The 14,085-nt window shown below is 72.0% G+C and carries 12 protein-coding genes; 2 read left to right on the forward strand and 10 right to left on the reverse strand.

Going from position 1 to position 14,085, the window contains the following annotated elements; all coding sequences use genetic code 11:
• Nucleotides 1-126: 126 nt before the first annotated feature.
• The 4 genes from ABT123_RS29595 to ABT123_RS29610 form a co-directional block, all read right to left on the reverse strand.
• On the reverse strand, nucleotides 127-1,551 hold the full coding sequence (locus ABT123_RS29595) for an NAD(P)H-hydrate dehydratase (protein ID WP_351320221.1): 1,425 nt from the start codon (nucleotides 1,549-1,551) through the stop codon (nucleotides 127-129).
• 4 nt (nucleotides 1,552-1,555) lie between these two features.
• On the reverse strand, nucleotides 1,556-1,927 hold the full coding sequence (locus tag ABT123_RS29600) for a holo-ACP synthase (RefSeq protein ID WP_351320356.1): 372 nt from the start codon (nucleotides 1,925-1,927) through the stop codon (nucleotides 1,556-1,558).
• 10 nt (nucleotides 1,928-1,937) lie between these two features.
• Nucleotides 1,938-3,785: a glutamine--fructose-6-phosphate transaminase (isomerizing) gene (glmS, locus tag ABT123_RS29605; protein ID WP_351320223.1), complete on the reverse strand. Its 1,848-nt coding sequence runs from the start codon at nucleotides 3,783-3,785 to the stop codon at nucleotides 1,938-1,940.
• Between the two features lie 134 nt (nucleotides 3,786-3,919).
• Nucleotides 3,920-4,666, reverse strand: a complete 747-nt coding sequence (locus ABT123_RS29610) for a hypothetical protein (RefSeq protein WP_351320225.1) — start codon at nucleotides 4,664-4,666, stop codon at nucleotides 3,920-3,922.
• 294 nt (nucleotides 4,667-4,960) lie between these two features.
• On the opposite strand from ABT123_RS29610, the gene coaA reads away from it, so the two are divergent.
• Nucleotides 4,961-5,962 carry a type I pantothenate kinase gene (gene coaA, locus ABT123_RS29615; RefSeq protein ID WP_351320227.1) on the forward strand — a complete coding sequence of 334 codons (1,002 nt, stop codon included), beginning with the start codon at nucleotides 4,961-4,963 and terminating at the stop codon, nucleotides 5,960-5,962.
• Between the two features lie 16 nt (nucleotides 5,963-5,978).
• Entirely contained in the window at nucleotides 5,979-6,929 is a 951-nt protein-coding gene (locus ABT123_RS29620) for a DUF389 domain-containing protein (protein WP_351320229.1), read from the forward strand.
• A 47-nt stretch (nucleotides 6,930-6,976) separates the two neighbouring features.
• Here the strand turns inward: ABT123_RS29620 and glmM are convergent, their stop codons facing one another.
• The 6 genes from glmM to ABT123_RS29650 all read right to left on the reverse strand — a co-directional run bounded on the left by glmM (nucleotide 6,977) and on the right by ABT123_RS29650 (nucleotide 14,001).
• Nucleotides 6,977-8,335 carry a phosphoglucosamine mutase gene (gene glmM / locus ABT123_RS29625; RefSeq protein ID WP_351320231.1) on the reverse strand — a complete coding sequence of 453 codons (1,359 nt, stop codon included), beginning with the start codon at nucleotides 8,333-8,335 and terminating at the stop codon, nucleotides 6,977-6,979.
• A gap of 140 nt (nucleotides 8,336-8,475) precedes the next feature.
• Nucleotides 8,476-8,991 carry a 30S ribosomal protein S9 gene (rpsI, locus tag ABT123_RS29630; RefSeq protein ID WP_351320233.1) on the reverse strand — a complete coding sequence of 172 codons (516 nt, stop codon included), beginning with the start codon at nucleotides 8,989-8,991 and terminating at the stop codon, nucleotides 8,476-8,478.
• 42 nt (nucleotides 8,992-9,033) lie between these two features.
• Nucleotides 9,034-9,477, reverse strand: a complete 444-nt coding sequence (rplM, locus tag ABT123_RS29635; protein WP_150209254.1) for a 50S ribosomal protein L13 — start codon at nucleotides 9,475-9,477, stop codon at nucleotides 9,034-9,036.
• A 208-nt stretch (nucleotides 9,478-9,685) separates the two neighbouring features.
• Nucleotides 9,686-10,951, reverse strand: a complete 1,266-nt coding sequence (locus tag ABT123_RS29640; protein WP_351320235.1) for a glycosyltransferase family 87 protein — start codon at nucleotides 10,949-10,951, stop codon at nucleotides 9,686-9,688.
• 55 nt (nucleotides 10,952-11,006) lie between these two features.
• The gene (locus tag ABT123_RS29645) at nucleotides 11,007-12,626 is read right to left on the reverse strand and encodes an ABC-F family ATP-binding cassette domain-containing protein (RefSeq protein ID WP_351320237.1); all 1,620 of its coding nucleotides are present in this window, start codon (nucleotides 12,624-12,626) and stop codon (nucleotides 11,007-11,009) included.
• A gap of 52 nt (nucleotides 12,627-12,678) precedes the next feature.
• Nucleotides 12,679-14,001: a hypothetical protein gene (locus ABT123_RS29650; protein WP_351320239.1), complete on the reverse strand. Its 1,323-nt coding sequence runs from the start codon at nucleotides 13,999-14,001 to the stop codon at nucleotides 12,679-12,681.
• Nucleotides 14,002-14,085: the final 84 nt, after the last annotated feature.

Genomic DNA, 14,085 nt, shown 5'->3' on the forward strand with positions numbered 1-14,085 from the left:
TGCCGGGTCCGCCCGCCTGCGCAAGATCCCCGGTGTGCTCACCGACCCCACGCACCCCGCGCGGGAGGTGAGCCGGGCGGCGGCTCCCTTCACCCCCCGGGGGCCGGCGCCCCACGGCCAGGGTGGTCAGGGGGTCAGGGAGCGCCAGGCTGTCGGGATGGCCAGGGCCAGCTCGTGGGCGGTGATCGGGGCGCCGGCCGCCGTGCCGCCCGCCGCCGTGCCGGCCGACGCGCCAGCCGCGAGTTCGCCCGCTCGGCCGTGGAGGTATGCCGCCACCGCGCCCGCGTCGCGTGCCCGGAGGCCCGCCGCCAGCAGGGATCCCGCCAGACCCGACAGCACGTCCCCGCTGCCGGCCGTGGCCAGCCAGTGCGAGCCCGTCGGGTTGACCCGTACGGGGGTGTCGCCGCCCGGTTCGCAGATCAGCGTCGCCGACCCCTTCAACAGCACCACCGCCCCGAACCGGTCCGCCAGCTCCCGCGCCGCCGCCAGCCGCCCGCGTTCGACCTCCTCCCGGGACACGCCCAGCAGCGCCGCCGCCTCCCCGGCGTGCGGGGTCAGCAGGGTCTCGGCGGTCCGGGCCCGGACCGCGGCAGGGGTCAGGCCGCGCAGCCCGTCCGCGTCGGCCAGCAGCGGTACGTCCCCGTCCGGCAGCGGAACCTCCTCGCTGCCGAGCCCGGGGCCCATCACCCACGCCTGCACCCGGCCCTTGCCGATCAGCACCTCGGGGTAGCGGGCCAGCACCGCGTCCGCCGCCGGGCCGACGTACCGCACCGCACCCGCCCCGCCCCGCAGCGCGCCCGCCACGGTCAGCACGGCCGCGCCCGGGTACTGGGCGGACCCGGCGATCAGGCCCACCACCCCGCGCCGGTACTTGTCGCTCGCGGCGGTGGGTACCGGCAGCAGCCGCCGTACGTCCGCGTCCTCCAGCGCCTCCGCCGTGGCTTCCTCCGGCAGCTCCAGCCCGATGTCCACCAGCCGCACCTCGCCGGCCAGCGAGGCCCCGGGCTCGATCAGCAGGCCCGGCTTGTACGCCCCGAAGGTCACCGTCAGCCCGGCCGCCACGGCCCGCCCCGCCGTCTCCCCGGTGTCCGCGTCCACCCCGCTCGGCAGGTCGACGGCCACCACCAAAACCCCGGCCGGCAGTCCGTCCACCAGCGCCGCCGCAGCCGCCCGCAGGCCGCCCCGGCCGCCGATCCCCACCAGCCCGTCCAGCACCAGGTCCACCCGGTCCGGCACCCGCTCCGCGGTCCGCCCGCCGGCCCGCAGCAGCGCGGCCAGTCCGCCCGGATGCATCCGCTCCGGGTCCATCGGCACGGCCCACACCCCGGCGCCGCGCCGCGCCAGCCGGGCGCCCGCGTACAGCGCGTCGCCGCCGTTGTCCCCCGGCCCCACCAGCAGCGCCACCCGGCTGCCGGACACCCGCCCCAGCCGCTGCGCGCATACGGCGGCCAGCCCGGCCGCCGCCCGCTGCATCAGGGCGCCCTCCGGCAGCCGCGCCATCAGCGCGCGCTCGGCGGCCCGTACGGTCTCCACGCGGTAAGCAGTACGCATGGGGTCAGCCTTCCGCGATCACCACCGCCGACGCCACCCCGGCGTCGTGGCTGAGCGAGATGTGCCAGGAGCCCACGCCCAGCTCCTCGGCGCGCGCCGCGACCGTGCCCTGGACCCGCAACCGCGGCCGGCCGCTGTCCTCGACGTACACCTCGACGTCCGTCCACAGCAGGCCGGGCGGCGCGCCCAGCGCCTTCGCCAGGGCCTCCTTGGCGGCGAACCGGGCGGCGAGCGAGGCGATACCGCGCCGCTCGCCGCTGGGCAGCATCAACTCCGCGTCGACGAACAGCCTGCGCGCCATGCCGGGCGTACGCTGCAGCGCGGCCTCGAACCGGTCGATCTCGGCAACGTCGATCCCCACGCCGATAATCACAATTGACGACCCATCACTCCACAGTCACTGACTTCGCGAGATTACGCGGCTGGTCCACCTCGTTGCCCCGCGCCGTCGCCAGTTCGCAGGCGAACACCTGCAACGGCACCGTCGCCACCAGCGGCTGCAGCAGCGTGGGCGTGGCCGGGATCCGGATCAGGTGGTCGGCGTACGGGACCACCGCCTCGTCCCCCTCCTCCGCGATCACGATCGTCCGCGCCCCCCGCGCCCGGATCTCCTGGATGTTCGACACGATCTTGCCGTGCAGCACCGACCGGCCGCGCGGCGACGGGACCACGACCACCACCGGCAGATCCTGCTCGATCAGCGCGATCGGGCCGTGCTTGAGCTCGCCCGCCGCGAAGCCCTCGGCGTGCATGTACGCCAGCTCCTTCAGCTTGAGCGCACCCTCCAGGGCCACCGGGTAGCCCACGTGCCGCCCCAGGAACAGCACCGTGTTCTTCGCCGCGAGGGACCGGGCCAGCTTCCGCACCGGCTCCATGGTCTCCAGGACCATGTCCACGGCCCGCGCGATGTCCGACAGTTCACGGACCACGGCCCGGATCTCGTCGCCCCACTTGGTGCCCCGCACCTGCCCGAGGTAGAGCGCGACCAGGTAGCAGGCGACGAGCTGGGTCAGGAACGCCTTCGTGGAGGCGACGGCGACCTCCGGCCCGGCGTGCGTGTACAGCACCGCGTCCGATTCCCGCGGGATGGTGGAGCCGTTCGTGTTGCAGATGGCCAGCACCCGGGCGCCCTGCTCGCGCGCGTGCCGCAGCGCCATCAGAGTGTCCATCGTCTCGCCGGACTGCGAGATCGCCACCACCAGCGTGCGCTGGTCCAGGATCGGATCCCGGTACCGGAACTCGCTCGCCAGCTCCGTCTCGCACGGAATCCTGGTCCAGTGCTCGATCGCCAGCTTCGCGATCAGGCCCGCGTGGTACGCCGTACCGCAGGCCACGATCATGACCTTGTCGACCTCGCGCAGCACCGAGACCGGGATGCGCACCTCGTCCAGCGTCAGCGAGCCGCTCGCATCGATCCGGCCCAGCAGGGTGTCGGCGACGGCCTTCGGCTGCTCGGCGATCTCCTTGAGCATGAAGTAGTCGTAACCCCCCTTCTCGGCCGCCGAGGCGTCCCAGTCCACGTGGTACGCCCGCACCTGGGCCGGCGTGCCGTCGAAGTTGGTCACCGTCACCCCGTCGCGGCGGAGTTCGACGACCTGGTCCTGCCCCAGCTCGATCGCGGCCCGGGTGTGGGCGATGAAGGCGGCCACGTCCGAGGCGAGGAAGTTCTCCCCCTCGCCGACGCCCACCACCAGCGGGGAGTTCCGGCGCGCCCCCACCACCACGTCCGGATCGTCGGCGTGCACCGCGACCAGCGTGAACGCACCGTCCAGGCGCCGGCAGACCTGCCGCATCGCCTCGGCCAGGTCCCCGGTCGAGGAGAAGGCCTCCGCCAGCAGGTGCGAGACGACCTCGGTGTCCGTCTCCGAATCCAGCCGGTGCCCGCGCTCCGTCAGCTCGGCGCGCAGGGCGGCGAAGTTCTCGATGATGCCGTTGTGGACGATCGCGACCCGCCCCGAATTGTCCAGGTGGGGGTGCGCGTTGATGTCGGTCGGCGCGCCGTGGGTGGCCCACCGGGTGTGCCCGATCCCGGTGCAGCCGGCCGGCAGGGGCCGGCTGACCAGCTCCTTCTCCAGGTTGACCAGCTTGCCGGCCTTCTTGGCGGCGGCCAGCCCGCCGTCGGCGAGTACGGCGACCCCGGCCGAGTCGTAGCCGCGGTACTCCAGCCGCTTGAGTCCGGCAATGACCACATCGAGCGCCGACTGCGCTCCCACGTAACCCACAATTCCGCACATAGGCCGCAGCGTACGCCGCTGAACCCCCGCTGACCGGTAGCTGAACCAGACGAAAACCCCGCCCCGGCGAATGTGCCGGAACGGGGTTTGACGTTCGGGTGCGCGCCGCCCGGGGCGGCCGGGCGCGCGCTGCCTCAGCCGAGCTTCTTGGCCTGGGCCTCGACCAGGGCCTTCGGCTGCTCGGCCTTGCCGGACAGGCTCAGCGTGGAGAAGGTGGCGAGGGTGTTGCCCTTGCGCACGACCACCAGCTGGGTGGCGAACGCCTCGCCGTCGGCGTCGGCCGCGACGGTGTAGGCGACCGCCTCGTCGCCGGCGGTGATCGCCGCGGCGGGGGCGACACCGGTGACCTTGCCGGTCTCGCCCGCCTGGGTGGCCGAGTAGCCGCCGGCGCATGCGGTGCCGGCCGTCTTGACGGAGGCGAAGGCCTCCTCGGCGCCCTTGCCGTCGTACGAGGTCAGGGTGACGGCGGTCGCGCTGGCACCGGTGAGGGCCTCCAGCCCGGCCTTCAGCTTGTCCTCCTCCGAGGCACCCGCGCCCGGGGTCTTCACGCTGGCGCCGGCGGCCTTGGTACGGGCGGTGCCGGACGGCGTGCCCAGCGTGCCGAAGGACTGCGCCTGGACCAGCACCTTGCACTCGGGCTTGTCGCTGGTCGCGGCGGCACCGGCGGCGGCCTCGGCCGGCGTGGCCTCCTTGAAGGTGGTGTCGGCCACGTCGCCCTGAGCCACGATCAGCTTGGCCAGCTCGGCGTCCGTCTTGCCCTTGGCCGCCGGGGCGGCCGGCGCGGACACCGAGGGCTTGGTGTCCGTCTTCGCGTCGTCCTTCTTGTCCTCGGAACCGCACGCGGTGGCCAGCAGGGCCAGCGAGACGGCAGACGCGGTCATGACGGAACGACGAACGAGGGTGCTGCGCACGAGAAGATCTCCCCCAGGAAAATGTTGATTACCGACCGGCCGGGGCGCCTCCGCACAGGGGCACAGCGCGCACACAGGAACCGGAACAAGATCTGAATCTACGAGGTCCCGGCACCCGCACACAGCCAGATTCCCGATCGTAACGAGCCCGATATACCGCCTCGCCCCAATCGAGATCAAGACCCACACAACCTTCACCTCAGGTGCCGTCCACGTGACCGACCCCACCACCCACAAGTCCGCCGGAGAGCCGACAATGGCGGTGTGATCACTTCGCCGCCACGAAGCGCACCCGGCCACCGGCACCGCACCGCCGATGTCTCGCCGTACGTCGACCTCACCCGAGCCGAGTGGAGCGCATTGCGCGAGCGGACCCCGCTCCCGCTGACCGCCGAGGAGGTGGAGCGGCTGCGCGGCCTCGGCGACGTCATCGACCTGGACGAGGTCCGGGACGTCTACCTGCCGCTGTCCCGGCTGCTCAACCTGTACGTCGGCGCCACCAGCAATCTGCGCGGCACGCTCAACACCTTCCTCGGCGACGCGGGCAACGGCCACGGCGCACAGCAGGGCACCCCCTTCGTGATAGGCGTGGCCGGCTCGGTGGCCGTCGGCAAGTCCACCGTGGCCCGTCTGCTGCAGGCGCTGCTCGCCCGCTGGCCCGAGCACCCGCGGGTGGAGCTGGTCACCACGGACGGCTTCCTCTACCCGATGAAGGAGCTCAAGGAGCGCGGGCTGCTGTCCCGCAAGGGCTTCCCGGAGTCGTACGACCGGCGCGCGCTCACCCGCTTCGTCGCGGACATCAAGGCCGGCAAGGACGAGGTCACCGCCCCCGTCTACTCGCACCTCATCTACGACATCGTGCCGGGCGAGCAGCTGGTGGTGCGGCGGCCGGACATCCTGATCGTGGAGGGGCTCAACGTCCTCCAGCCGGCCCTGCCCGGCAAGGACGGCCGGACCAGGGTCGGCCTGGCCGACTACTTCGACTTCAGCGTGTATGTGGACGCGCGCCCCGAGGACATCGAGCGCTGGTACCTGAACCGGTTCCGCAAGCTCCGCGAGACCGCCTTCCAGAATCCTTTCTCCTACTTCCGGAAGTACACGCAGGTGTCGGAGGAGGAGGCCATGGAGTACGCGCAGACGATGTGGCGCACCATCAACCGCCCCAACCTGCTGGAGAACGTCGCCCCGACCCGCGGCCGGGCCAATCTGGTCGTCCGCAAGGGACCGGACCACAAGGTACAGAAGCTCAGTTTGCGGAAGCTTTAGCGCATAGAGTGCGTTAATGCTTCATTTGCGGATGATCACCCCGGCCGACCGGACGGAGGCCGTGGTGGCGGCCGTCGAATCGACGGTCGGCACCACCCATCTGGTCGTACTCCCCGGCGCCGCCCGGGACCCCCGAGGGGACCTGGTCCTCTGCGATGTCGCCCGGGAGGCCGGCGACGAGCTGCTGCACGAGCTCCGGCAGCTCGGCATCCACAAGGACGGCTCGATCGCAGTCGAGAACATCGACCTCTCGATGTCGGAACGCGCCGACGCGGCCGACCAGGAGGCCCCCGGAGAACCGGCGGACGCGGTGATCTGGGAGCAGCTCGCCGAGTCGACCCACGAGGAGTCCACCCTCACCATCACCTACGCCGCACTCATGATCATCGCGACGATGATCGCGGCCTGCGGTGTGGTGCTCGACAACGCGGTCCTGATCGTGGGCGCGATGGCGGTCGGCCCGGAGTTCGGGCCGCTGGCCGGGGTCTGCACCGGCGTGGTGCAGCGCGCCCCCAGACTCGCCGCCCGCTCGCTCGCGGCCCTGCTGATCGGCTTCGCCGCGGCGATCATCGCCACCACCGTGTTCAGCCTGGTGATGGACGCGCTCGGCCTGTTCAGCCAGGGACGGCTCGACAATCCGCGGCCGAACACCAGCTTCATCTGGCAGCCGGACCCGTTCTCCTTCGTCGTCGCCCTGCTGGCCGGCGTCGCCGGAACGCTCTCGCTGACCTCGGCGAAGGCCGGAACGCTGGTCGGCGTGGCCATCTCGGTCACCACCGTCCCGGCCGCCGCGAACGCAGCCGTGGCGCTGAGCTACAAGGAGTACGCGCAGATGTGGGGCTCGGCGCTCCAGCTGCTGCTGAACCTGGGCGGCATCATGCTCGCCGGCGTCCTGACCCTGTACGCATGGAAGCTGCTGTGGCGCACCCAGCGTGGCCGCTGGAAGCGCGTACTCCCCCGGCGCTGACCGAAACCGGCCGGCCGGGGGAGTTCAGGGGCCCTACGTGTCCGGCCCTAGCCCAGCGCGGACTTGACCGCGTCCGCCAGCCGGCCGGCGACGGACTGCGCCTGCTCGATGTCGGCGGCCTCGACCATCACCCGAACGAGCGGCTCGGTGCCGGACGGACGGAGCAGTACCCGGCCGGTGGTGCCCAGCTCGCGCTCCGCGTCGGCGACCGCCGCGGCCAGCTCGGCCGAGGTGCCGACCCGGGACTTGTCCACGTCCGGGACGTTGATCAGCACCTGCGGCAGCCGCCGCATGACGCCGACCAGGTCGGCCAGGGTGCGGCCGGTCGCGGCGACCCGGGCCGCCAGCATCAGGCCGGTCAGCGTGCCGTCGCCGGTGGTCGCGTGGTCGAGGATGATCACGTGGCCGGACTGCTCGCCGCCGAGCGCGTAGCCGTTCTCCTTCATCGACTCCAGCACATAGCGGTCGCCGACGCCGGTCTGCACGAGCGCGATGCCCTCGGCCTCCATCGCCAGCTTGAAGCCGAGGTTGGACATGACGGTGGCGACCACGGTGTTCTTGCGCAGCTGGCCGGACTCGCGCATGGCGAGCGCCAGCACCGCGAGGATCTGGTCGCCGTCGATCTCCTCGCCGGTGCCGTCCACGGCCAGGCAGCGGTCGGCGTCACCGTCGTGCGCGATGCCGAAGTCGGCGCCGTGCTCGACGACGGCCTGCTTGAGCAGGCCGAGGTGGGTGGAGCCGCAGCCGTCGTTGATGTTGAGGCCGTCCGGCTCGGCACCGATGGTGACGACCTCGGCCCCGGCCCGGGCGAAGGCCTCCGGGGAGACCCGGGCCGCCGCACCGTGCGCCTCGTCCAGGACGATCTTCAGGCCGTCCAGCCGGTTCGGGAGGACCGCGATGAGGTGGGCGATGTACTTGTCGAAGCCCTCGTCGTAGTCACTGACCCGGCCGACACCGGCGCCCGTCGGGCGCTCCCACGGGGCACCGGTGCGGTGCTCCTGGTAGATGGCCTCGATCTTGTCCTCGAGCTCGTCGGCGAGCTTGTGGCCGCCCCGGGCGAAGAACTTGATGCCGTTGTCGGGCATGGCGTTGTGGCTGGCGGAGAGCATCACGCCGAGGTCGGCACCCAGCGCACCGGTGAGATACGCCACCGCCGGGGTGGGCAGCACACCGACGCGCAGGACGTCCACGCCCGCGCTCGCCAGTCCGGCGACGACCGCCGCCTCCAGGAATTCGCCGGAGGCCCGGGGGTCACGGCCGACCACCGCGGTGGGCCGGTGCCCCTCGAAGGTGCCCGCCTCGGCGAGCACATGGGCAGCCGCCACGGAAAGACCGAGCGCCAGCTCGGCCGTGAGATCCGCGTTGGCGACACCGCGTACACCGTCCGTGCCGAAGAGTCGTCCCACTTTTGTCCTCCGAGTTCGCGCTGGGTACTTCTTTGTACGTGACCGCGTGTGACAGATATGTGCCGCCTGAGGCGGTAAACGAACCGCCCCGGCAGCACAGAGCGTGCCGCCGGGGCGGATTCGTGCAGAGAGCAGGCAGATTAACGCTTGCTGTACTGCGGAGCCTTACGGGCCTTCTTGAGACCGGCCTTCTTGCGCTCGACCGCACGGTCGTCGCGGGAGAGGAAGCCGGCCTTCTTCAGCGCCGGGCGGTTGTTGTCGACGTCCGCCTCGTTCAGCGCACGGGCCACACCGAGGCGCAGGGCGCCGGCCTGGCCGGACACGCCGCCACCCGCGATGCGGGCGATGACGTCGTAGCGGTTGTCGAGCTCGAGCACCTTGAAGGGCTCGTTGACTTCCTGCTGGTGCACCTTGTTGGGGAAGTAGTCCTCAAGGGTGCGACCGTTGATCTTCCACTTGCCGGTGCCCGGAACGATCCGGACGCGGGCGATGGCGTTCTTGCGACGGCCCAGGCCGGCGGCCGGCTGCGGGTCGCCGAAGCGCGAGGCGACGGACTCGGAGGTGTAGTCACCCTCCGGAGCCTCCGACTCGAAGGTGGTCACAGCGTCGTAGGTCTCGTCGCCCTCGATGGGGGTCTCGACGGTGGTCTCGGCCACGATTCTCCTCAGAATTCTTTACGTCTTAGGGGGTGGCCGGAATTACTGCGCGACCTGGGTGATCTCGAACGGCACCGGCTGCTGGGCAGCGTGGGGGTGCTGGTCGCCCGAGTAGACCTTCAGCTTCGAGAGCATCTGACGGCCCAGGGTGTTCTTGGGGAGCATGCCCTTGACGGCCTTCTCCACGGCCTTCTCCGGGTTGTCCGCGAGGAGGTCGCTGTAGCGGACGGCACGCAGACCACCCGGGTAGCCCGAGTGGCGGTACGCCATCTTCTGGTTCGCCTTGTTGCCGGACAGGTGGACCTTGTCGGCGTTGACGATGATGACGAAGTCGCCCATGTCCATGTGGGGGGCGTAGGTCGGCTTGTGCTTGCCCCGGAGGAGGGCAGCGGCCTGGGTCGCCAGACGGCCGAGGACAACGTCCTGGGCGTCAATGACGAGCCACTGGCGCGAGATGTCGCCGGGCTTGGGGCTGTACGTACGCACGGTTCGTAGCCTTCGCTTCTTCAGTGATGGGTCCTGACAAAGGTCACCACGGAACGATCACGACAGCCCTGGTGCACGACGGGGACGCAACCCGTGTGTACCGCTGGTCATCGGCCCCGGTGGACCGGCGTAAGGGCCCTTTCACGTGAGAATGAACAAGCCAATACGCATAACGAACCAGCAGAATACCTGGGCTGCCCCGGACGGGTCAAAACGCCGGACGAGATCCCGCCTGGAGGGGCTCCTCGACGGGCCCTTCAGCGGGCTCCTCGGCGGACCCTTCGGGCCGCACGGATCCTGCAGTTCGTACGCCTACCAGACTACCCCGCCGCCGGGCGGCGCACCCGCGGATCAGCCCGGCCGCCAGCACGCACAGGGTGAAACAGTCCTTGAAGGCCCGCCGCTCCCTGGTGAAGTACCAGTTCCACGGCATCCCGATGACCTGCGGCACCACCGCCGTCCAGAACCAGGGCGAGCGCGGCGCCGACCCCGGCCGCACCACCGAGGCGAACAGCAGCGGCAGCACCACCAGCAGGTAGTGGTCGAAGGACGGCCGGGACACCAGGAAGGCGGCGAGCATCGTCATACAGGCGGTCTCCGCCAGCCGCAGCTCCCCCCGGTCCGGCTCCAGGGCGGCCGGCCGGGTCCAGCGCCGCCACACCGCCCACAACCCGGCCGCGGCCAGCGCCCCCGCCAGCCCCACCGCGACCGGCTCCGGCACCCCGAGCCGGGGCAGCACCGCGATGGGCGAGGCGTCCCAGGGCAGCGCGTAGGAGTCCTGGCCCTGGAGCAGGAAGGGCAGGGTCTTGGTGAAGAACAGGGTGGGGCTGGGCATCAGCAGCGCACCGGCCAGCGAGAACCCCAGCGGCACCAGCACGGCGGCGGCCAGCCCGCGCCACTGCCGGGCCAGCAGGAACAGCAGGGCCACCGGCACCAGCATCGGCTTGGCCGCGATCGCCAGCCCGATCACCGCACCCGCCGCAACCCAGCGCCTGCGGTGCGCCAGCAGCAGCGCACAGGGCAGCGCGGCGGCCGAGACCGCCGTCCAGTTCCCGATCAGCACCATGTTCGCGTACGGCTTGTAGGCGAACGCGAAGGCCGCGAAACCCAGGACCGCCAGCCGCGACCGCGTGGGCACCGAGAACAGCCGCAGCGCGCACCACCAGCCGAAGGCCACCAGCGCCGACATCGCGGGCGGCAGCACCCAGCGCAGCACGGGGGTGGGCAGCAGCGCCTCCGGCACCGCCAGCAGCACCGCACTCGGCAGGTACAGGAAACGCTTGTCCTCGTACGGGGAGCCGCCCGCCAGCAGGGTGTCCGCGGCCTTCACCACGAAGGCGTTGTCCGAGCCCCAGTTGTGCTTGAGGCTGCTGGACACGCAGATGCCGAGCACCACGGCCAGCGAGACGGCCCGCCAGGGCCGCGAGGCGGGCCGGAGCAGCCACTCGAGCAGGGCGAGCCCACGCCCCGCCACGCCCGGCCCCCCGGACCGCTTCAGCCCCACGTCTGCTCCCCCGCCCACCGCTCGCTCAGCGCTCGCGCTCCACCCGGCGCTCGTCCCACACCGGCTCCCGAGTCTCTCGCACCACACCGTCCGAGCCGAAGACCAGATACCGGTCGAAACTGCGCGCGAACCAGCGGTCGTGCGTGACACACAACACAGTGCCGTCGTACGACTCCAGGCCGTCCTGCAGCGCCTCCGCCGACTCCAGGTCCAGGTTGTCGGTCGGCTCGTCCAGCAGCAGCGCCGTGGTGCCGGCCAGCTCCAGCAGCAGGATCTGGAAGCGGGCCTGCTGGCCGCCGGACAGCTTCTCGAAAGGCTGCTCGCCCTGCCGCTCCAGCTCGTACCGGCGCAGCGCGCCCATCGCCTGGCCCAGCGGCTTCGCCGCCTCCGTCCACAGGATGTCGACCAGGGTCCGGCCGAACAGCTCCGGGTGCGCATGGGTCTGCGCAAAATGGCCGGGAACCACCCGGGCGCCCAGCTTCCAGGTACCCGTGTGCTTGACGTCCTCGCCCGCCATCAGGCGCAGGAAGTGCGACTTCCCGGATCCGTTCGAGCCGAGCACCGCCACCCGCTCCCCGTAGAAGACCTCCAGGGAGAACGGCTTCATCAGGCCGGTCAGCTCCAGGTTCTCCACCGTGAGCGCCCGCACCCCGGTACGGCCGCCCTTGAGCCTCATCCGGATGTCCTGCTCGCGCGGCGGCTCCGGCGGCGGGCCGGCCTCCTCGAACTTCTGGAAGCGGGTCTGCATCGCCCGGTAGCGCGAGGCCATGTCCGGGCTGCTCGCCGCCTGGTTGCGCAGCCGCAGCACCAGCGCCCGCAGCCGGGCGTGCTCCTCGTCCCAGCGCCGCTTGAGCTCCTCGAAGCGCGCGAAGCGCTCCTTGCGGGCGTCGTGGTACGTGCCGAAGCCGCCGCCGTGCACCCAGACGTCGGTGCCCATGGGCCCCGGCTCCAGGCTGATGATCTTCTGCGCGGCCCGGGTCAGCAGCTCCCGGTCGTGCGAGACGAACAGCACGGTCTTGCGGGTGGCGTTCAGCTGCTCCTCCAGCCACCGCTTCCCCGGCACGTCCAGGTAGTTGTCCGGCTCGTCGAGCAGCAGGCACTCGTCCGGACCGCGCAGCAGCGCCTCCAGGACCAGGCGCTTCTGCTCACCGCCGGACAGCGTCCGCACCTCGCGGAACTGCGCCTTGTCGTACGGCATGCCGAGCGCCGCCATGGTGCAGACGTCCCACAGCGTCTCGGCCTCGTAGCCCTGCACGTCGGCCCAGTCGCTGAGCGCCTGCGCGTAGGCCATCTGGGCCGACTCGTCGTCCACCGTCATGATCAGGTGCTCGGCCCGGTCGACGGCCTTCGCCGCATCCCGGATCCGCGGCTGTGCCACCGAGACCAGCAGGTCGCGGACGGTGGTCTCGTCCCGGACCGAGCCCACGAACTGGGACATCACCCCGAGTCCGCCGCTGACGGTGACCCCGCCGCCGTGCGGCTGGAGCTCCCCGGAGAGCAGCTTGAGCAGGGTGGTCTTGCCCGCCCCGTTCGCCCCGACCAGGGCGACCACCGAGCCCTCCCCCACGCGGAAGGAGACGTCAGGGAGCAGTACCCGCCCGTCCGGAAGGTAGTACTCCAGGTGGCCCGCTTCGAGATGTCCCATGCGGGGCATTCAACCCCGCCGCACGGGACTCACCCAAACGGATTCGGATGGATCAGTGGTTCCGGCGCTTCCGGGCCACCGCCCACAGTGCGGCGCCGACCGCGACCGCGGCGGTTCCGATCCCGCCGAGGGTGAGGGCGACGGAACCGGTCCGGGCGAGGCTACCGCCGGTGCCCGTGCCCGTACCCGTGCCGGTGGTCGGCGCCGGGGCGCTGGTCGGCGCCGGGGCGGGGGTGGTGCGGGGCGCGGCGGTCGCCGTCCGGCTCGCCGACGGACTCGGGGTCCCGGTCCCGGTGCCTGTCGGCGTGGCCGTAGGCGTGCCCGTCGGCGTGCCGGTCGGCCCGGGGGTGGCTCGGCCGGTGGGGTCCGGGGTGGCGCCCGTGCCCGCCGCCACCGTGATGGTGATCTTCGCGGAGTTGTTCGCCGGGGTGTTGTCCCACCGGCTCAGCGGGTACTGGCCGGGCTGCTGCCCGCTCTCGGCGTCCCGGCCCTCGGGGTCGTAGCGGAACTCGCCCTCGTACACCCCCGGCTTCACCCACGGAGCGATCGCGAAGGTGGCGTTGACCGGGCCGCTGCCCGGGCTGAGCCGCTGCCCGGCCGGCGGGCAGTTCCACCGGGTGCGGCCCTTGCGGACGTCCGGGTCGCAATCGCCCGTGACGTACGTGAACCCGTCCGGGAGCCGGAACTCGGTGCTCGCCACCCGGAGCCCCGGCTGGTCGGTGTGGATCGACCCGGGCCCGCGGTTGTGCCAGCGCGGGCTCAGCCGCACCTGCCCGCCGGGCTTCCCGGTGGCGGCGGCGCCGGTGACGCTGAGGTCCGGCCGCCCGGCCGGGACGAGGAAATCCAGCGCCCTCAGGTGCGCCCCGGTGGCCCGGAAGTCGTCCGTGGCCTCGATCCTGAGCTCGGGTCCCGTCCCGGGCCGCAGCCGGTAGCCCGGGTGCCGGCTGCGCTCCGCGGGGCCGTCCGGGTAGACCGAGGTCACCTGCTGGGTCCGCCAGGCGTCCGGCCGGACGGTGAGCTCCATCCCCTCGGCCAGCCGGTAGGAGGCGCCGGGCTCGAAGCGGCCCCTGAAGGTGCAGGCCACCAGCTCGTCGAGGCGGTCCGGATGCCGCGCGTACGCGCAGTTCGAGAACCGCTGGGCGTACGTCAGGCCCGGCTGGGTCACGAGGTACAGCCGCACCCCGTGGACCGGCCTGTCGCCCGTGTGGGTGAAGCCGTACCGGATCTGCTGCGTCTGCCCGGCCTTCACGGTGGTCTCGACCGTGTAGCCGCCCAGGGCGAGCTCGGAGACCGCCGGCGGGGGTGCTCCCTGGGCGGGAGCGGTCCCGAAGAGGGCCAGGGCCCCGGCGGCCACCGCCACCAGCATGCGCTTCATCGATGCGTCCCCCGTTGTGATCCTCGTGATCCTTCCCAGGATCAGACCAACGGGCGGTTCCCGGGTTGCCCGGGACCAAGATCA

It is taken from the genome of Streptomyces sp. NPDC002054 (assembly GCF_040296685.1).
In the GTDB taxonomy this organism is placed as follows: domain Bacteria; phylum Actinomycetota; class Actinomycetes; order Streptomycetales; family Streptomycetaceae; genus Streptomyces.